Here is an 18174-nt window from a genome sequence, read left to right on the forward strand (position 1 = left end):
ATTACTCGTCGAAATACCAGTAACCCTGATTCACCAGATCCGTTAACAGGACAACAAATTCAGGATCCTGCAACGCATTGCCCAGCTCGTTCTGACTGATCAGAGTGAACCGGCACAGCGCATCGGCGGCTTCATGCTGAGCAGTTTCCAGTGGTTCGCTGTTCACAAAGAAACGTTCATCGACATTCAGTATGCGCAGCCCGCTTAAACGGGTCAGGCTATCGCCCTGCATCAGCGCATCCACAATTTCCTGCGCTTCATAAGGTGGCTCCGCCGGGGCGATATCCAGCTCGTGGCGCGGCGTGGTGGCGAAACGGCCAAACCACTGTTTGAAATCTTCCGGCTGACTGAGCATTTCAACCATCATCTGGCGCACACGTTCCAGCTCATACTCTTCCACTTTCCCGACGTGTTCACGCAGCGTCAAATCCGGATCGCTGTAATGATTGCCGCCCAGATCGTTTTCCAGCGCATAGTCAGCAAAGCTGCTGATGAAATCGCGCGAGTTAGGACCGCGGAAACCGACGGAATAGTTGAGAGCGGTTTCATGGGTGAAACCGTCATGCGGGAAGCCCGGCGGAATGTACAGAATATCGCCAGGTTCGAGATCTTCATCAATGATTGGCGTGAAGGGATCGACATGCAGTAACGCCGGATGCGGACAGAACTGACGCATCGGCAACGCATCGCCTACACGCCAGCGACGGCTGCCCATACCCTGAATGATAAAGACGTCGTACTGGTCGATATGCGGGCCGACACCGCCGCCGGGCACGGAATAGGAAATCATCAGGTCATCTAAACGCCAGTCCGGCAATACGCGGAAAGGTTTCACCAGTTCAGCGGCGGGCAGATGCCAGTGATTCACGGCCTGCGCCAGTAATGACCAGCCGGTTTCACCCAACCCGTCAAAATGTTCGAAAGGCCCGTTGCTTGCCTGCCATTCCCCATTTTTATGGCTCACCAGACGGCTGTCCACTTCCGGCTCCATCGCTAAACCGGCTAACTCATCAGGGGAGATCGGATCGACAAAATTAGAGAACGCTTTTTTAATAACAACAGGTCGTTTTTGCCAGTATTTTTCTAAAAATTCCGGCCAGTCCAGATTGAGTTCATAAGCCATGTGATTTACCAGTGGGAAGACAAACGAGCCTGATTATAGAGAGGCTGTGCTTGAGCGCGCTTTGTCGTGGGTCAAGGCTTGGTAAATGAGGGAGAAACGAGAAGTGCGGAGAGAGGAAAAATCCCCCTTCGCAGGGGGAGAAAAAGCATCAGGACTTAGCGGCCAGCACCACCAGTTTCTGGTTCACAAACTCTTTGATACCTAAATCAGACAATTCGCGACCAAAACCGGAGCGTTTCACACCGCCGAAAGGCAGTTCGGCGGCGGTATCTGTCGGTGAGTTGACGTACACCATTCCGGTTTCAATCTGACTAGCCAGCTTACGGGCGCGGTTCATATCTGTGGTAAACACTGAACCGCCAAGGCCGTAATGAGAGTCGTTGGCGAGTTTCACCAGCTCTTCATCATTTTTGACCACGTACACCTGCGCGACCGGGCCAAAGAACTCTTCGAAGTACGCCGGATTATCACGTGTAATGTGCGTCAGTATGGTCGGCTCAAAGAAATTCCCCGGATTATCACTGACTTTCTTGCCGCCAAAGTGGAGTTTCGCACCGTGCTTCACGGCGTCATCTACCTGTTTGCTCAGAGTTTTCACCGCATCGGCAGAAGACAACGGCCCCAGCGTGGTGGATTTATCCAGCGGGTCACCCATTTTCAACGCTTTAAAGTGTTCGGTGAACTTTTTCAGGAATTCATCGGCGACTTTCTCGTGAATAATGAAACGCTTGGCGGCGGTACAGACCTGACCGGCATTCGATACGCGTGCCTGAGCACCTGCTTTGGCAGCTTTATCGATATCGGCATCATCAAGTACGGCAAACACGTCGTTACCGCCCAGCTCCAGAGTCGATTTCTTCAGCTTACCGGCGGCGCGTGCAGCCACGATGGCACCTGCTTTTTCCGAACCTGTCAGCGCAACGCCCTGAACACGGTCGTCATCGATAATGGAGGCCACCTGATCCTGTGAAATAAACAGATTGGTATAGGCACCTTTTGGCGCACCTGCTTCGGCAACCAGTTTCTCAAAGGTTTCTGCACAATGAGGAACGATACTGGCGTGTTTGACGATTACGCTGTTACCGGAAGCCAGGTTTGGTGCCAGCACGCGCATCAGCTGATAGAACGGGAAGTTCCACGGCTCAACGGCCATGATCACACCAATCGGATGGTGCTCCACCCAGGCTTCACCGAGATCGGATTTATACGGCACAGGTTTGAGAAATTCCTCCGCTTTTTCAGCATAGAATTTCGCAATATCGGCGCAAATCTGCACTTCGCCACGGCTCTGACCGATGAGTTTCCCCATCTCCGTACTGACCACTTCTGCCAGCTCATCGACACGTGAAGCCATCAGTTCTGAAAGTTTATGCAGCACTTTAACGCGTTGCTTAATATCGCCTTGCGCCCAGTCAGATTTATACAGGGCATGTGCCGTGGACAGCGCTTCCTCAACCTGTTTGTCATTATGGGTCTGATATTCTTTGATGAGTTTGTTATTGAACGGATTTATCGTTTGATATGGCATGTGTTGCTCCTTGTTTTGTGGCGTGTCGTCGAAAACAACGGCACGTTGGAATTGAGGTGCGTCCGCCTTACTGCGTTCTTTCTCAACAGAACATTAAGCATAGACGAAAAAACGTGACCTCTGTCCCACAGACACCTCATGCAACACAACCGTTTCGCGTGCTCAGCCCCTATTTTCAAAGGCCCCGGCATACGCGGGCTGTAGCCTGTCTCTAAGAACAATCGGCTTTACGTAACTTTGCGGCGGGCTGTTAATGAATTGTTTTCAGCAAGCGATTGATAAATTTACCGCTCACTTTTATGCTGGCTTTCCTTCAAATTCCCGACATTGAGAAACTCATGAAGCTTGATGCGATTCCGTTTTGCACGACTGACTGGAGCGACGTAACGCCGACACAACATCCGGGCGATACCGGCATGGCGCTGTGGCGTACGCAAAAATTTGGCGATATCCGGGTGCGTATTGTTGAATATTCGGCAGGTTATGAGGCAGATCACTGGTGCAGTAAAGGCCACGTACTGTTTTGTCTGGAAGGAGAGCTTCATACCCGTCTGGAAGATGGTCGTAAATTTACGCTGTCGCCGGGCATGAGTTATCAGGTAGCGGACGATGCCGAAGCGCACCGTTCCTCCACGCCGGTAGGCGCGAAACTGTTTGTTGTTGATTAGGCAAGGCTGTTTTGAGCACGTTTGTTTATAGAAAATTCGCCGTCTGCTGAGGCGGACGACAAGGAGCAGCAGGTGAGTAAATTACGGGTTGGTATCATTTTTGGTGGTAAATCGGCAGAGCACGAAGTGTCATTGCAGTCGGCAAAAAATATTGTAGATGCGATTGATAAGCAACGTTTTGATGTAACATTACTCGGCATTGATAAGAAGGGCGAATGGCATATCAATGATGCCAGCAATTACCTGATCAATGCTGAGAACCCTTCGCTGATTGCCCTGAACCGCTCGAATAATCAGGTTGCGCTGATCCCGGGGCAAACGGAAAATCAGTTAATCGAAACGCACAGCGCCAGCGCGCTTTCACAAGTCGATGTGATTTTCCCGATTGTCCACGGCACACTGGGCGAAGATGGTTCGTTGCAGGGATTGCTGCGTATGGCAAATATCGCCTTCGTCGGTTCGGGCGTATTAGGTTCAGCCGTGAGCATGGATAAAGACGTCACCAAGCGCTTGTTGCGCGATGCTGGTTTATCCGTCGCCCCGTTTGTCTGCCTGACCCGCGCTAATCGCCAGAAACATACCTTTGCCGCAGTCTCTCAACAACTCGGCCTGCCGCTGTTTATCAAGCCTGCCAATCAGGGCTCATCCGTCGGCGTCAGCAAAGTCAGCGATGAAGCGGGATATCAGCGCGCGCTGGATGAAGCGTTCAGTTTCGACCATAAAGTGCTGGTCGAATCCGCCATTAAAGGCCGCGAAATCGAATGCGCGGTGCTCGGCAATGATAATCCGCAGGCAAGCGTCTGCGGAGAAGTTATCCTGCACGATGAGTTTTATTCCTACGATACCAAATACATCAACGAATCCGGCGCTTCCATTGCTGTTCCGGCAGATTTGCCACCGGAAACGCATGACCGCATCCGCGCCATCGCTTTACAGGCGTTTCAGGTGCTGGAATGTCGCGGCATGGCGCGCGTGGACGTATTCCTGACGGAGCAAGGCGAGGTCATCATTAATGAAATCAATACGCTGCCAGGGTTTACCAATATCAGCATGTATCCAAAACTCTGGGCGGCCAGCGGCTTAGGTTACAGCGATTTGATCACCCGCCTGATTGAACTGGCACTGGAGCAACATCAGCAGGACAACCAGTTGAAAAGCTCGGCTAACTGACCGCCTGGTTTAAGGGAAAGATGAAGAAGGCAGGGAGAGATCCCTGCCTTTTGTATTTTTTGGAAATGTTTATTCCACCACCAGCTTCACCTGTTTTCCGGCCAGACTCAGCATCAGAATCAGGGCATCCAGAGTAAATTTATCCGTTTTCTTGTTCACTACGTCGGAAACCCGCGGGCGTGAAACCTGGAGCACTTTAGCTGCATCACCTTGACGCATATTTTGCAGTGCTATCCAGTTGCCAATTTCAGTCATCAGTTGTTCTTTCAGGGCAATGGTCTGTGCGATTTTAGCTTGCGAATCCGCATGTAAAGAGTGCGCTTCATTTTCGCTAAATCCTAAATCAGCAAAGACATTCCCGCCAGCTAGTGTGATATGGCGCGAGGCAACATCAATATCTTCTTTCATTTTCTCTCCTTTGGCGCTCTCTGACGATCTCAGCGTACCGTGTTTTTATGATGGCAATATCGGTCAGACTGGTTTGCTGAGTCTTTTTCGCAAAGCAATGAAGGATGTAAATTGCATCTTCAAATTTTGCGATATAAACATCCCTAAATGTGCCGGCAAAAGCATCAATTTTGATTTCAACCACGCCGGCTCCCCAGTCATTGACGGACTTCCATTGTGTCGGAGGCAGGCCTTGCTGGATCTGCTCAAGTTCATAGCCCGCCCGCTTTTTGACATCAACAGGAAAATTGCGCAAATCTTTGAGTGAACTTCCCCTCCAGTCGATTTTTTTAGTCACCGTCACTTTCCTTGTGTATAAAATTTTATACCTAAATATGCCTCACGCCAACACCTTTATATGACGGCAGGGGCTGTGAGCAAGAAAGTGGATATATGTTTTGCGTGATGCGCCATAACAAATGTGGTTTTGGTGAATCGCAGGCACGAAAAAGGCGGCAAATGCCGCCTCTTCTGCTTACTGCTTTAAAGTATACCGCTGTGCTTATTTATACAGTTCAGCTGTACCGTACAGGTGGTTGTCACCTGAAGCACCGATGATACGGTAAGAACTTGCGCCTGCTTCGCTGGCTTTGGCGCTCAGTTTGTCCTGCAGGCTGCTCAGGCTGTTACCTGACGTTGCGCTGACAACACCAATTGCCTGCTGACCGGCCGGAGCTGACTGAACTTCAGTCGCTGCCAGGGTGGAGAATGAAGCGGTTGCCAGTGCGATAGCGGCGAGAGTCATAGTAATGTTTTTCATGATGGTTTCCTCAATTCGTTTATTGCGCTTTGCCAGGCGTTGTCATCAACGTTCATTTAATGGGCAAAGCTGTCTTCTGTCCGATCTAACATCTAGCTTATTAATCGTTAACTAAATGTCGGTTACCCTTAACGCAAAGCTTCTTACTTATTTGTACAGCTCAGCAGTACCGTGCAGATGATTGTCACCAGAAGCACCGATGATGCGGTATGAACTTGCGCCAGCTTCGTTAGCTTTTGCATTCAGTTTGTTCTGCAGGCTGGATAAATCATTGCTTGAAGAAGCACTTACTACACCGATTGATTGTTGACCAGCCGGTGCAGACTGAACTTCAGTCGCTGCCAGGGTGGTGAAAGAAGCGGTAGCAAGGGCGATTGCAGCTAATGTCATTGTGATATTTTTCATGATGGTCTTCCTTTTAATCTGTTTATCAGCAGGTGATGATTCGGTCAGACGTTGTTAATTAACGTTCGATAATTAAATCTTAGACCTGGATCACATTCTGTGCAACTCATTTATTTATTAATCGTTAACTAATTGTGCGGAACAATCTGCTTACGCATCTTCATCTCTTATTTGTACAGCTCAGCAGTACCGTACATGTGGTTTTCACCGGAAGCACCGATGATGCGGTAAGAGCTTGCACCAGCTTCAGTGGCTTTCGCATTCAGTTTTGACTGCAGCGTACTCAGGTCACCGTTTGAAGAGGCACTGACAGTGCCGATAGTTTGTTCACCCGCTGGTGCAGACTGAACTTCAGTCGCTGCAAGTGTGGAGAAAGAAGCGGTAGCCAGTGTCAGAGCGGCGAGGGTCATTGTGATAGTTTTCATGATGGTGATTCCTGTTCGTTAATTTTTTCGGCAGTGCCCTAATCATTAATAAGGAATAGGGCGCGTCAGTTTCAGGTCAACGTTATCTATTAGTTAACGTTCGATAAGTAAATGGTAAGGGGTGTAGCGGATTTGTGCAAGATGTTTTTTTAATGAGCGTTAACTAATTGTGCTGTGACTCAGATCACGCTCGGAAAGGCTGTTGTTTTTGTTTTGTTAAATTTATGTTTTTAAACTAGATCGCCGGAAAGGAATGAGACAGCCATATCCATAATTTCGCTAAATGAATCTTTAATGATCGCTAAGTTAATGGTTGGCTCTGACCGGAGAGGGTGATAAAACAGGGGGCGGTTACGAAAAAGATAAGGCGACCTGAGCCGCCTTACCGTTATTCCTGCCCTGACTCTCTGTCATCAGGCGCCACGCTTGGGTGTAAACAAAAGCTTGTAGTTAAAAAGCTAGTAGTAAACAGAAGCGGGCTGATGACCAGAGGCCGAAGGTGCAGGTGGCTGAGTCGGAGAAGTGGAAATTCGACCCTGTGCGACTTTTTTGTTCGCGCAGGTAGCCGGGTTACAGAAGTTACTGTCACCGGTCACATTGACCATTCTCACTTCCTGACTCAGTGCTGGCATCATGATAACCTGCTGTGCGGCAACATTGGCAACCGGTACAGCGGTTAATGCCAGAACTGCAAGAAGGATTTTGAAGTTACTCATGATGTTACGTCCTGGGTTTGTTGCTTGTTAAAGCGTCTATAGCTGTGCAACTTTGCGGGTTTGAGTGATTTTCTTATCGCTCGATAATTAAATAATAAACTCCGCTGGACTTGTGTGCAACTATTTTTAATAATGATCGTTAAGTTATTTCTATAACTATTTTAATAACCATAATCACAATGGTGATGGAAGGAGGGTGTATGAGCACTGAACAGACGGCTTTGGTCCGGAAAAGTCGCGGTCGCCCAAAACAGTTCGACCGTGGAACTGCTCTGAGCAAGGCTCTGAATTTATTCTGGCGCCATGGTTACGAGGCCACTTCATTAGCTGATTTGGTCGAAGCAACCGGTGCGAAGGCACCGACTTTGTATGCCGAATTCGGAAACAAAGAAGGGCTCTTTCGCGCAGCCGTTGAACACTATCTGAAAAACTTTTACGAAAAGAGCTCATGTTTATTGAGCAGAACAGATTTGTCCGTCGAAGATACGGTCGGGCGCTACCTGCGCGCCATCGTTGAGCTGTTTACCGACTGCGACACGCCAAGCGGCTGTTTCATGATCAGCGCATCATCCGGGATGTCTTCATCTTCTGCGGACATTGCCGAAATGCTGCGTGCGCGCCACCTCTCGCAGGAACGCACTTTGTTTGAATACTTCGAGAAGAAGAAAGAGAGCGGTGATCTGACGGCGGTAACGGACAGCGCGCTGCTGGCGAAATATCTCGCCTGCACCATTCAGGGCTTCTCCGTTCAGGCACGTGACGGCGCAAGTTCCGCTGAACTTAACCGCCTGATCGACGTGGTCATGAATCTGTGGCCGGAGCTGACGAAAGCCACGGTTGCCAGTAAAGCCGCACACTAAACGCCGAGTTTTAGACAATTGTTAAGAAAGAGAATAGAACGCCAGGTGCTGAGTATTTCGGGCCTGGCGTTGGGCGGTATAGACTTCGAGAAACCGGCAGGTGATCCGGGGCTTTTTGGCCCGGAAAGCATCACCTGGCGAATTCACGGAGACTTCTCCTCGATGCTTTGTGGTGGCGTCAGTGCCTTGCTGCTGCAAATGCTTCATCCGCTGGCGCTCGCTGGTGTCTGGGATCACTCCTCTTTTCGTGAAGACATGCTTGGCCGTCTGCGGCGTACCAGTCAGTTTATTTCCGCTACTACCTTTGCGCCTGTTCGAGACGCCAATGCGTTGATCGAAAAGGTAAAATCCATCCATTTACGCGTCACCGGAACCGATGCTTACGGCACGCCTTATGCTGCCAGCGATCCGGATTTACTGGTCTGGGTGCACGTAGCCGAGGCGTACAGCTTCCTGCAATCGCATCTGCGTTATCGAAATCCTGCGCTCAGTCTGAGCGATCAGAACCGCTATTATCAGGAATTTGCCCGCGTGGCAGAAAGTCTGGGTGCTGTAAACGTGCCGGACAGTGTGGCGGCGGTAGACGAGTATTTGCAGGCGATGCGCCCGCAGTTACGCTGCGATGAGCGTACGCTGGAAGTGGTGAGATTGTTGCAGAATGCGCCCGCGCCAAGCCGTCTTGCAAAACCTGTCGGCAGCCTGATGATTCAGGCGGGTATCGAGCTTTTACCCGAGTGGGCCGCCACACAACTGGGGATTTCCCTTTCCCCGTCTAAACGCAGAAGCATTCGTTTTGCCACCCGTCGCATCGCTGGCGTATTGCGTTGGGCGGTGAGAAACGGCTCATGGCACCGCGCCATGCGCCGGATGGGACGTCTGAACTGACGGTTAAAGATGCGGATAAACGCCCGGACCAATCGGCAAACCGAGCAAATACCAGCCCACCAGCATCAGCAACCACACCACAAAAAATACAATCGGATACGGTAGCACCAGCGAATAGTAGGTGCCAAGCTTCGCCTCTTTGTTGTACCGCTGAAGGAATCCGAGGAACAGCGGCACGAACGGCGACATCGGCGCGAGCGGGATAACCGAAGAATCCGCCACACGGAATACAATCTGTGCGAAGGCCGGATGGAAGCCAAGCAGCATAAACATCGGCACAAAGATCGGAGCCAGAATCGACCAGATGGCTGAGCCGCTGGCGATAAACATACACAGCAATGCCGACAGAAAAATCAGCCCGAGGAACGCCGGAATACCGGTCATACCTAAGTTTTCCAGCACATCCGTCAGCCCGATTGCCATGAATTTCCCCATATTGCTCCAGTTGAAAAACGCCACAAACTGGGAGAGCGGGAATACCATCACAATAAAACCAGCCATCGATTTCATCGGGTCAACCAGCAAGTCCGGTACGTCGCTGGCGCTGCGGATTTGCCTCGTCACCATGCCGTAAGGCACTGAAATAACGAAGAAGAACAAAATAATCAGCGGCACGATGCCCTGAATAAACGGCGAGGGAATAATGCCGCCGGTTTTCGGGTTACGCAGCGGTGCGGCTTCCGGCACTACCAGCAATGCCACCAGTCCGATGAACACCAGTGCCGCAATACCACTGGCCATCAGCCCGCGGTTCTGCTCCGGTGTCAGCTTTTTCATCTCTTCATTGCGTGCGCCCTGATACACCGGCAGGCGCGGTTCCACGAATTTATCGGTGAGGATAGCGCCGACAATGGTCAGCAGAATTACCGACGCGGCCATAAAGTACCAGTTGTCGATCACGCTGACCTGAACCGCCGGATTAATGGCTTTCGCCGCTTCGGTGCTCAGCCCGGATAACAACACATCGGTAGTCACAATCAGCAGATTGGCGGTGAATCCGCAGCCAACACCGGCAATCGCCGCCAGCAAGCCGGCGACCGGATGACGCCCGACGGCCAGAAAAATCAGTGCGCCCAACGGCGGCATGACCACCAGTGCGGCGTCCGAGGAAATATGGCTGAAGAAGGCGATAAAAATCACCATATAACTGGCGTACCGGGCATTCACTTTAGATGCCATTTTGTACATCAGGCTTTGCAACAGCCCGACTCGTTCCGCCAGTCCTGCACCAATCACCAGCGCCAGAATCGACCCCAGCGGGGTAAATCCGCTAAATTTTTGATGACGTTCGGCAAAATCCACTGAATACCTTCCACGCTCAGCAAATTTTTAACGCGGATAATCTCACCGTTCGTCGGGTTCACGGCTGTAATGTTGAACCATGAAATCACCGCACTGGCGACCATCAGCAAAGCAATCAGATAAACAAATAATAAAAACGGGTTGGGAATTTTATTACCGATACGTTCCACCCACTGGAGAAATCCTCCAGGGCTCTGTCCGGAGTCTTGCGCCTGAATACTCATCTGTTAACCCTCTGTCGTGTTTGTCTTTTTTATATTTATGCCGCTCATCCGTGCCGGAACGGGGCGCGAATGAGCGGTTTATTTCATTAACTGACACCAGTGATTTATTTCAATGGCGAAGGTTTCACTCCAGCCGGGATCGGGCACTGATACGGGCGTCGTGCGCGTTGTACATCGCTCTCTTTCTGACAGGCCGCCAGTAAATCCGGCTGAGTGAACAGTTCAATTGCGGTTGAGGACATGACTTTTGCCGCCAGACACATGCCTTTATGGGCGATGGAGGTACGCCCCTGCGACACAATCTGCCAGGTATGCAGCGGGGATCCGACCGCAAAACACGGGCTGAAGCATTGCGCCGTGGGCACCAGCCAGCTGACATCACCGACGTCCGTCGAACCGTAGAGGATATTGCCGTTCGGGGCATACGGAGCAACAGAGTCTGTCAGCGGGGAATGGCGCAGGGTTTCGGCGAATCCGATGCCTTCTGCGCCGCTGGTGCGGGAGATATTCAGCAGATTATTATCAATATCCTGTTCCGTCAGCGTGGCATGAATCGACGCCGCAAACGCCCGCTCTTCGTCGGTGTGATGCGGTGTGCCGAAAGCCTGAACGTACTGATACATGGCGCTTTCCAGCGTGCGGTTAGGCACGTAGTTGGAACAGGCTTTATCAAAGCGCATCGACATTTTTGTGCCGGTCATCAGCGCCGCACCTTTGGCAATATCCACTACGCGGTCGAAAATCGCCTGCGCCTGATCCATTTGCGGCGCGCGTACCAGATACAGCACTTCGGCGTCTGCCTGCACCACGTTTGGCGAAATTCCGCCCGCGTTGGTGATCGCGTAATGCAGGCGCGCTTCCTGAATGATGTGCTCACGGAGGAAGTTCGCGCCGGTATTCATCAGCGTCAGGGCATCCAGCGCGCTGCGGCCCAGATGTGGCGCGGCGGCGGCGTGTGAGGACACGCCTTTAAAGCTGAACGACGCCTGAATATTGGCCAGCGTCTGGTTGCTGAACATGCCGCTGTAGGTTTCCGGATGCCAGGTCAGCGCGGCATCGACGTCATCGAACAACCCTTCGCGCGCCATAAAGGTTTTGCCGGATCCGCCTTCTTCGCCCGGACAGCCGTAAAAACGCACCGTGCCCTGAATGTTTTCACGTTCCATCCAGGCTTTCACTGCCAGCACCCCGCCGAGTGCCGCCGTCCCCAGCAGATTATGGCCGCAACCGTGGCCGTTGCCGTTTTCAATCAATGGCTGAGCCACATCGCAACCGGCTTTCTGGCTTAAACCGGCCAGCGCATCGAATTCGCCGAGCAGGGCGATCACCGGTTTGCCGCTGCCGAAGCTGGCGACAAACGCCGTTTCCATGCCACCGACGCCGCGCTCAACAGTAAATCCGCTGGCGTCGAGTTTGTCGGCCAGTAATGCAGAAGAGAAAGATTCGACAAAGCGGGTTTCAGGATGGTCCCAGATGGCATCGCTGATTTCTGCCAGCGCGGGCTGCTGGTTATCGATAAAGTCATTGATAAAATTGACAATATTTTGTTGATCAGCCATCAGTTATCTCCTTTGAATTCAGTGATATTCAGCGCCAGTGCTGCCAGCGTTTTGATGCCCTGCATCATCACTTTTTCATCGAAATCAAACAGTTCATTGTGATGGCCTGCGCTAAGGTCGGTACCGAAAATCACATAAGAGGCTTCGCCGCCGCGGGATTTCACGCGTTCCATCATGTACGTGGCATCTTCCGAACCGGCCGCGCCTTCCTGACGGTCTATGATCTGTTCGAATTCGCCGAGTTTTTCCGCCTGCCGGTGGATGTAATTCACCCAGGCTGGCGTTGGCGTGCTGCTTTGCGCCGCGCCCATCAGGGTGATGTCGAATTTCACCTGATGCATTTCGGCTGCGCCGGAAATCACTTTCAGCGCCTGCTGGTAAATAAATTCGTTCACTTCATTGGTGGTGCCACGCGTTTCCACTTTCATCGTGGCGCTGGAAGGCACCACATTGCGCCCGGTACCGGCCTGTAAAACGCCGACATTGATGCGTGAATCACCGCCGCTGTGACGCGGGATCGCGTGTAAACCGAGCGTAGCCTGAGCCGCTGCGAGGAGGGCGTTGCGACCGTCTTCCGGCTTGCCGCCCGCATGAGAAGCGACGCCGGTGAAACGCACGTCGAGTTTGGTGGTGGCCATAAACGTATCGTTACCGCAGACGATGTGATTCGCGGGTACGCCGGTGCCGATATGCACGGCGGTGAAATAATCCACATCGTCCACCACGCCCGCCTCGACCATCGATTTCGCGCCACGTGTACCTTCTTCGGCAGGCTGGAAAATCAGTTTGAGGGTGCCGCACAGCTGGTCGCGAACCTGCATCAGCACTTCCGCCAGTCCGAGACCAATGGTCGTATGACCGTCGTGCCCGCAGGCGTGCATCATGCCGTTATTGGCAGAAGCAAATCCTTCGCGGAACGGACGGTGCTGGTCTTCCAGCACTTCGTTTAAATCCAGCGCGTCCATATCCACCCGAAACCCCATCACCGGACCGGGGCGGCCGGTTTCCAGCGTGGCGACAATACCGGTAAAACCGCCGGAGAAATGCGGCATCCAGCGGGCAATCGCGCCCTGTTCCAGCGCACGTTGCTCCTGTTGAGCCAGCACGGCGTCAGAAGGCAAACCCATACGCGAATCAGCGTCTATCACTTCTTTACCGAGTTTCAATGTATAGCCGAGCTTTTCCAGACGTTCCGCCACCAGCGTGGAGGTGCGAAATTCAAGCCAGCCGGATTCTGCGTATTTATGCAGGTCACGACGTTGCGTTTGCAGGGAAGGGAACAGCTTTTCTACACGTTCAGAAATCTCATTAACCATCACGGACTCTCTTTTTGTACAGACATGCAGGCTTTCCGCGCAGCGGCAGAAAGGAGGAAATCAAAGCTTTGGGAAGTGCAGGCCAGCGTGCAGAAAGCGACGAAAGGCGGCCTTAGATGATTTTCAATGTACATAAAGCAATCAGGGCATATAAGATGCCAAAATCTTCTTAGTGATAATCAGGGGTTATCAAAGAATCTCATGCCATCACAAATTAAAATGCATCAGTTACGGGCGTTTGTGTCGGTTGCGCGTCAGGGCAGTATTCGTGCCGCCAGCCGGACGATGAATTTGTCACAGCCTGCGCTGACCAAATCGATTAAAGAACTTGAGGAAGGATTAGGCGCGCGGCTGTTTATCCGCCGTCGTCAGGGCGTGACGTTAACTGACTGTGGTGAGGCGTTCTTTAAGCGCGCAAGCCTGATTCTGGAAGAGCTACGTGTCGCACAGGAAGATATTTCTCAGCGCCTCGGCGGGACCAGCGGCAGGGTGAATCTCGGTGTGGGTGCCAGTATCGCGCGTACTATCATGCCGGAAGTCGTGGACCGTTTTCACCGCGAATTCCCCGATGTGAAGGTGCGGATCGCTGAAGGACAACTGGTATCGATGATCCCCGAACTGCGTCAGGGCGAGCTGGATTTCACGGTGAATACCTATTATCAGGGCCCCTTTGATAACGAACTGTTATATGAAAAGCTTATGGATAAAGAGTACCGCGTGGTGGCAAGACGCGGTCATCCGATGCAAAACGCCCGGTCGATGCAGGAGTTGCGGCATTGCGACTGGACCATGCCGACGCCGCGCGGCAGCTATTACAAATTGCTCAGCGAAGTATTCAGTGAAATGGATGCGGAGCCGAATATCAGCGTGATTTGCGAAACCTTCATGTCGTGCACCAGCCTGATTGCGAAAACAGACTTTCTCAGCGTACTGTCCGTTGATGTGATTAACGATCCGGTGATCGGCCAGAGTCTGGTGGCGCTAGATTTGGATCTGCCGCTGCCGAAAGCAACGTTCTATCTCATTCAGCGGCGTGATACCACGCTGACGCCAATGGCCGCGCATCTGGCACAACTGTTCCGCATGTATTGCCGCTGATGCCGATATTTTGACAAGAAAGCGCCTGTTTTAATGATTTATCGGGGATTTTTGGGAATATTGCCCGTTATCGGGCTGGCTTATCCGTTCTACACTGACCATCACAGGGAATAATAAGCTTCCTGATAATGTTGAGGTCATATGCGCCAGTCCGACATAGTTGCTGAAGTCAGTAACGACAAACAAACCCTGACCGCGCTGGTCGAGCAGGATAACCGCGTGGTGTATTTCTACATTTTTGCGCGTGAAGATTTGCGCGACCGTTTTCCGAAAATGCGTGCCTGTTGGGTACGCAATCTGGTGCCCGCGCCAGTAAACGATGACACGGACGCGATGGAGCAGGGGATGGCCCCGATGCTGGCGGCGCAATATTGCCGGAATCTGGAAGGCGAAGCGCCGCTGGATCCGGCACAAATTCAGATCCTGTGGAATGAAAGCGATGACGGCGCGGCGTTGTGGTATCAGGGATTGTTGCTGGCGGTGATCCCCGGCTGGAGTTTGTATATCGATCATTCGGTGTGTTATTCCGCCGGCTGCATTAAACAGAATCCGCTGACTTTCCCGCTGGGTTCTGCCTCGACCAACACACAATGTGAACTGGCGGAAAAGACCCGTCTTTTCTGGCGTGACTGGCAAAATGAGTTCACTAATCCGTGGCCAAAAATCCAGCGTAAACTGCTGGAATCCTACGAAGACCGCTTTGGCCCGTCGCTGAAATATTATCTGATCAATCAGGGCAACTGGCCGCCGATGGCGATTTCCCAGCATGAAGACGAAGAAAACTATTACTTCTTCACCGTCGGCATGAGCATCCGCCCGATGCCGCAAATCGACATTGTTTTCAACGATGAAGCGGAAAAGCACCGCCGCATCGAGCTGGCTTTTTCAGTTGGCAAAGAATACGTCACCGAAGAAAACGCCGTGCAGATGGCGAGTGCATTATCCGGCTACGCGCAGGTTCCCTGGACCACACTGAGCTGGCTCGGCGAAGGTCACACGCTGATGTCACCCATGGCACCGCTCGGTTTCGAAGGCCACGTGATTTCCTCCGCACTCTGCGGCCCTGCCGACAAAATGCGTTTGCCGAAGATTTACGGCGATCCGGTGAATCAGTTTTGGGTCAGCCCGGTGTTTACCAGCGAACTGGAGTTCGCCCAGGCTAAGCCAAACGGTGGATTTGAACTGGTGGCCGCGATGATCGAGAACGATATCGGGTTTGTGTTTGCGCCGAGAAGCGCGGTGATTTGATGTCAGACCGGACATCGGGCGGTTTCTTCAGAACGAGAAAATTTCGGTTTCTCAATACCTGCGCTCATTTGGCTACTCGTGCCGAAACCGACCAAAGAGGGCTATGACGAGCCCTCTTTGGAATCTCCGCGTCTTAAAATGCGCGCTTCGCTCGCTGGCTATGTTTCAGGTATCGCAGTGACAGGCTGGAAATCTTCCCGCTTCGCGGTGCCTTCGTTACGGGATTGCAGCCTCTGGTCTGCAACCTCTCACTCAGCAAGCTTTCTGAATCGCCCGCACGGTCTTAAATTCAAAACACGGTCTTAAATTCAAAAATCGAATGGGTTTATCTTTTAGAAAAATTGATTGGCGTGCTCAAAATGGCACCGAATGAATGGTTCGAGACCCAAGGCTCGACACCTGAAATGAGGGAATCGCGAAGCGATGACATTTTACGCCACTCACTATTGCCGGGAAATATGTCCGTCGTGCCTGCGGTAGCGCGCAGTGAAAGAGCCCGGGGGGTCTTGGGGGGTGGCGGCGATATGCCGCCCCCCAAGTCGGTGTGGGCCGACGCCCACGGTCTTGACCTTAAGGCCAGTTTGGGGGGCAACCCAAGGCTTTGACGTTAGCAGCGATTAAACCGCTGCCCCCGGTTTAATTTCCTGCTGAAAATCCTCAGCATCAACATCATATCCCGACGGTTCCCACCGTACCGCTGTCAGCACGATCAGTCCCGCCAGTGGCGCTAACGCGATCACCCAGAACACGCCGGTGCCGAGCGCAGCGGAAAGTACCGGGAACAGGAACAGGGAAAGGGTGGAACTGGCGCGCATCAGCGTCTGGTTGAAACCGACACCCATGCCGCGCAGCGACGTCGGGTAGCTCAGTGAAGCAAACGTCATGGTGTGTGAACCAGGCCCGAAGCCCTGACCGAACAGGAATAACGCCAGCATGGCGATGGAAATCGCCGCTTCACCGCCGTCTGCCGGACGGCCAACGACGGCCAGGCCGATCATTGCCACCAGCTGGCAGGCGTATCCGGCGTAAGTCATTTTCCATGCGCCAAATTTCGACACATACCGTACCGCAATCAGGCCGCCGACGAAGGCGAAACACAGGTTCAGGCCGAGTGAGAACAGAATAGTGCTGATCATCGACTGTTGCAGGAAGCTGGATAAAATCACCGGCAGACCGAACGCCACGGCGTTATAGGCAAATGATGAGGCAACGGCGGTGACCGTCGCCAGCACGGTGCGGCGCAGATAAATCCCCTGCAACAGCGTGCCGTAGTTGCGCCATGCGGCTTTGCGTACTTTCACCTGCGGGGTTTTGTCCGCATCGTCCGCAACGACCGCATTGATGTTATAGGATTTTCTCAGGATCGCCGCCGCGCTTTGCAGGTCGCCCTGATTCGCCGCCCAGACCGGAGATTCATTCATGTAACGGTGGCGGATAGCAATAATCAGAATTGCAGGCACTGCGCCGAAACCGAGGATCAGACGCCACAACCAGTCGGTATGCGTGGCTGGCAGCACCGCATAAAGCAGCAGCACCAGCAGATAGGAAACGCTGATCGCCGCGTACCATGTCGGGCACCACATCGCCACGCGCGAGGCTTTATTGCCGCGTCCCTGAAGTTTTGAGAACTCCGCCAGAAACGCCATCGCCACCGGTAAATCGATGCCGACGCCTAATCCCATCACAAAGCGCGAGCCACCGAGCACCCATTCGTTTGGCGCAAAGGCACAGGCCAGCGCGGCAATCACGAAGAAGAACATGTCAGCCATGAACACGCGGTAACGGCCGATTTTGTCGGTCAGATAGCCACCGAACAATGCGCCGACAATCGCCCCGAAGGTAATCGCCGATGCGACAAAGCCCGCGCCGGAAGGCGTCAGACCAAACTGGCGGGTGATGTCTTTCATCCCGAAGGCCAGCGCGCCGAGGTCATAGGCGTCGAGGAAAACGCCGCCCAGCGCAATAGCAATCACGATACGCGCGTCGCTGATTTTCGCCGCGCCGCGGTTTACTAACTGAGTAATATCGGCAGCGGAACGAATCACCACCTGCTGGTCAGACGCAGGATCTGCGCTGTAATCCCCTGAAGAGGCGGCGGGAGAGGCCGCAATTGAATCAGACATTATTGTGTTTACGCTTTTTGACAAAAAAACCAGCATAGAGGCGAGGTGATGCCCGTCACAAGTCCTGATTAGACGTTGAGTGAAAACAAATGGCTATAAGTTAAAACAAAGTGATCTAAGAGGAAGAGGTGAGCATTCTTTTCGGGGGGAACAGGCAATCTTGTTTGAGCGATTTCACGGATAAGCTTCGAACATTTCGGTATTTTACTCCGCTACCGCCGCCTGTTTTTATGGCTCACCCTCCATTCCCCTGCGCGAAATTGGACTATTCTTGTTAGCAGCTTGTTTATACACATGAAAGCTCAAAGACTGAGCCG

At 52.5% G+C, this 18174-nt stretch carries 17 protein-coding genes and 1 pseudogene; 6 read left to right on the forward strand and 12 right to left on the reverse strand.

Annotation, left to right across the window (positions count from 1 at the left end):
- Position 1: 1 nt before the first annotated feature.
- A complete protein-coding gene (locus tag EC840_RS00190; protein WP_132963732.1) occupies positions 2 to 1123 on the reverse strand; it encodes a cupin domain-containing protein in 1122 nt (373 codons plus the stop codon).
- A 148-nt stretch (positions 1124 to 1271) separates the two neighbouring features.
- Positions 1272 to 2651, reverse strand: a complete 1380-nt coding sequence (locus EC840_RS00195; RefSeq protein WP_132963733.1) for an NAD-dependent succinate-semialdehyde dehydrogenase — start codon at positions 2649 to 2651, stop codon at positions 1272 to 1274.
- A gap of 338 nt (positions 2652 to 2989) precedes the next feature.
- Between EC840_RS00195 and EC840_RS00200 the strand changes: the two genes are divergently transcribed.
- Together EC840_RS00200 and ddlA are read left to right on the forward strand one after the other, a co-directional pair.
- Entirely contained in the window at positions 2990 to 3319 is a 330-nt protein-coding gene (locus EC840_RS00200) for a DHCW motif cupin fold protein (protein WP_112291380.1), read from the forward strand.
- 72 nt (positions 3320 to 3391) lie between these two features.
- Positions 3392 to 4489, forward strand: a complete 1098-nt coding sequence (gene ddlA, locus EC840_RS00205) for a D-alanine--D-alanine ligase (RefSeq protein ID WP_132963734.1) — start codon at positions 3392 to 3394, stop codon at positions 4487 to 4489.
- Positions 4490 to 4558: 69 nt separating this feature from the next.
- Here the strand turns inward: ddlA and EC840_RS00210 are convergent, their stop codons facing one another.
- The 6 genes from EC840_RS00210 to EC840_RS00235 form a co-directional block, all read right to left on the reverse strand.
- A complete protein-coding gene (locus EC840_RS00210; RefSeq protein WP_132963735.1) occupies positions 4559 to 4897 on the reverse strand; it encodes an XRE family transcriptional regulator in 339 nt (112 codons plus the stop codon).
- Entirely contained in the window at positions 4881 to 5234 is a 354-nt protein-coding gene (locus EC840_RS00215) for a type II toxin-antitoxin system RelE/ParE family toxin (RefSeq protein ID WP_132963736.1), read from the reverse strand. Before EC840_RS00215 ends, EC840_RS00210 begins: the two co-directional genes overlap by 17 nt.
- Positions 5235 to 5438: 204 nt before the next feature.
- The gene (locus EC840_RS00220) at positions 5439 to 5696 is read right to left on the reverse strand and encodes a DUF1471 domain-containing protein (RefSeq protein ID WP_113877874.1); all 258 of its coding nucleotides are present in this window, start codon (positions 5694 to 5696) and stop codon (positions 5439 to 5441) included.
- 147 nt (positions 5697 to 5843) lie between these two features.
- The gene (locus tag EC840_RS00225) at positions 5844 to 6101 is read right to left on the reverse strand and encodes a YdgH/BhsA/McbA-like domain containing protein (RefSeq protein WP_112291370.1); all 258 of its coding nucleotides are present in this window, start codon (positions 6099 to 6101) and stop codon (positions 5844 to 5846) included.
- A 167-nt stretch (positions 6102 to 6268) separates the two neighbouring features.
- A complete protein-coding gene (locus EC840_RS00230; protein ID WP_112291372.1) occupies positions 6269 to 6526 on the reverse strand; it encodes a YdgH/BhsA/McbA-like domain containing protein in 258 nt (85 codons plus the stop codon).
- 458 nt (positions 6527 to 6984) lie between these two features.
- Entirely contained in the window at positions 6985 to 7242 is a 258-nt protein-coding gene (locus EC840_RS00235) for a hypothetical protein (protein ID WP_113877872.1), read from the reverse strand.
- Positions 7243 to 7442: 200 nt separating this feature from the next.
- On the opposite strand from EC840_RS00235, the gene EC840_RS00240 reads away from it, so the two are divergent.
- On the forward strand, positions 7443 to 8102 hold the full coding sequence (locus EC840_RS00240) for a TetR/AcrR family transcriptional regulator (RefSeq protein ID WP_113877871.1): 660 nt from the start codon (positions 7443 to 7445) through the stop codon (positions 8100 to 8102).
- Positions 8103 to 8120: 18 nt separating this feature from the next.
- On the forward strand, positions 8121 to 8987 hold the full coding sequence (locus tag EC840_RS00245; protein WP_129638426.1) for an oxygenase MpaB family protein: 867 nt from the start codon (positions 8121 to 8123) through the stop codon (positions 8985 to 8987).
- Between the two features lie 3 nt (positions 8988 to 8990).
- On the opposite strand, the pseudogene abgT reads toward EC840_RS00245, so the two are convergent.
- The 3 genes and pseudogenes from abgT to EC840_RS00260 form a co-directional block, all read right to left on the reverse strand.
- Positions 8991 to 10513, reverse strand: a pseudogene (abgT, locus tag EC840_RS00250) (p-aminobenzoyl-glutamate transporter).
- Positions 10514 to 10617: 104 nt separating this feature from the next.
- Complete coding sequence (locus EC840_RS00255; RefSeq protein ID WP_132963737.1) at positions 10618 to 12072, reverse strand: M20 family metallopeptidase; 1455 nt, start codon at positions 12070 to 12072, stop codon at positions 10618 to 10620.
- Positions 12072 to 13388 carry a M20 family metallo-hydrolase gene (locus EC840_RS00260; protein ID WP_112290831.1) on the reverse strand — a complete coding sequence of 439 codons (1317 nt, stop codon included), beginning with the start codon at positions 13386 to 13388 and terminating at the stop codon, positions 12072 to 12074. The genes EC840_RS00255 and EC840_RS00260 overlap by 1 nt, the downstream gene beginning before the upstream one ends.
- 201 nt (positions 13389 to 13589) lie before the next feature.
- Here EC840_RS00260 and EC840_RS00265 point away from each other — a divergent pair, with 201 nt between their 5' ends.
- Both EC840_RS00265 and EC840_RS00270 read left to right on the forward strand, forming a co-directional pair.
- Positions 13590 to 14486 carry a LysR family transcriptional regulator gene (locus EC840_RS00265; protein ID WP_113877866.1) on the forward strand — a complete coding sequence of 299 codons (897 nt, stop codon included), beginning with the start codon at positions 13590 to 13592 and terminating at the stop codon, positions 14484 to 14486.
- 141 nt (positions 14487 to 14627) lie between these two features.
- The gene (locus EC840_RS00270) at positions 14628 to 15734 is read left to right on the forward strand and encodes a suppressor of fused domain protein (protein ID WP_113877865.1); all 1107 of its coding nucleotides are present in this window, start codon (positions 14628 to 14630) and stop codon (positions 15732 to 15734) included.
- Positions 15735 to 16351: 617 nt separating this feature from the next.
- Here the strand turns inward: EC840_RS00270 and EC840_RS00275 are convergent.
- On the reverse strand, positions 16352 to 17857 hold the full coding sequence (locus EC840_RS00275; RefSeq protein ID WP_129638429.1) for an MFS transporter: 1506 nt from the start codon (positions 17855 to 17857) through the stop codon (positions 16352 to 16354).
- Positions 17858 to 18174 lie beyond the last annotated feature (317 nt).

The sequence above is a fragment of the Rahnella sp. JUb53 genome (assembly GCF_004346065.1).
GTDB lineage: Bacteria > Pseudomonadota > Gammaproteobacteria > Enterobacterales > Enterobacteriaceae > Rahnella > Rahnella variigena.

Coding starts and splice junctions, on each gene's coding strand:
- EC840_RS00190 (WP_132963732.1), bottom strand. CDS start 1,123: ATGGCTTATGAACTCAATCTGGACTGGCCGGAATTTTTAGAAAAATAC.
- EC840_RS00195 (WP_132963733.1), bottom strand. CDS start 2,651: ATGCCATATCAAACGATAAATCCGTTCAATAACAAACTCATCAAAGAA.
- EC840_RS00200 (WP_112291380.1), top strand. CDS start 2,990: ATGAAGCTTGATGCGATTCCGTTTTGCACGACTGACTGGAGCGACGTA.
- EC840_RS00210 (WP_132963735.1), bottom strand. CDS start 4,897: ATGAAAGAAGATATTGATGTTGCCTCGCGCCATATCACACTAGCTGGC.
- EC840_RS00220 (WP_113877874.1), bottom strand. CDS start 5,696: ATGAAAAACATTACTATGACTCTCGCCGCTATCGCACTGGCAACCGCT.
- EC840_RS00225 (WP_112291370.1), bottom strand. CDS start 6,101: ATGAAAAATATCACAATGACATTAGCTGCAATCGCCCTTGCTACCGCT.
- EC840_RS00230 (WP_112291372.1), bottom strand. CDS start 6,526: ATGAAAACTATCACAATGACCCTCGCCGCTCTGACACTGGCTACCGCT.
- EC840_RS00235 (WP_113877872.1), bottom strand. CDS start 7,242: ATGAGTAACTTCAAAATCCTTCTTGCAGTTCTGGCATTAACCGCTGTA.
- EC840_RS00240 (WP_113877871.1), top strand. CDS start 7,443: ATGAGCACTGAACAGACGGCTTTGGTCCGGAAAAGTCGCGGTCGCCCA.
- EC840_RS00255 (WP_132963737.1), bottom strand. CDS start 12,072: ATGGCTGATCAACAAAATATTGTCAATTTTATCAATGACTTTATCGAT.
- EC840_RS00260 (WP_112290831.1), bottom strand. CDS start 13,388: ATGGTTAATGAGATTTCTGAACGTGTAGAAAAGCTGTTCCCTTCCCTG.
- EC840_RS00265 (WP_113877866.1), top strand. CDS start 13,590: ATGCCATCACAAATTAAAATGCATCAGTTACGGGCGTTTGTGTCGGTT.
- EC840_RS00270 (WP_113877865.1), top strand. CDS start 14,628: ATGCGCCAGTCCGACATAGTTGCTGAAGTCAGTAACGACAAACAAACC.
- EC840_RS00275 (WP_129638429.1), bottom strand. CDS start 17,857: ATGTCTGATTCAATTGCGGCCTCTCCCGCCGCCTCTTCAGGGGATTAC.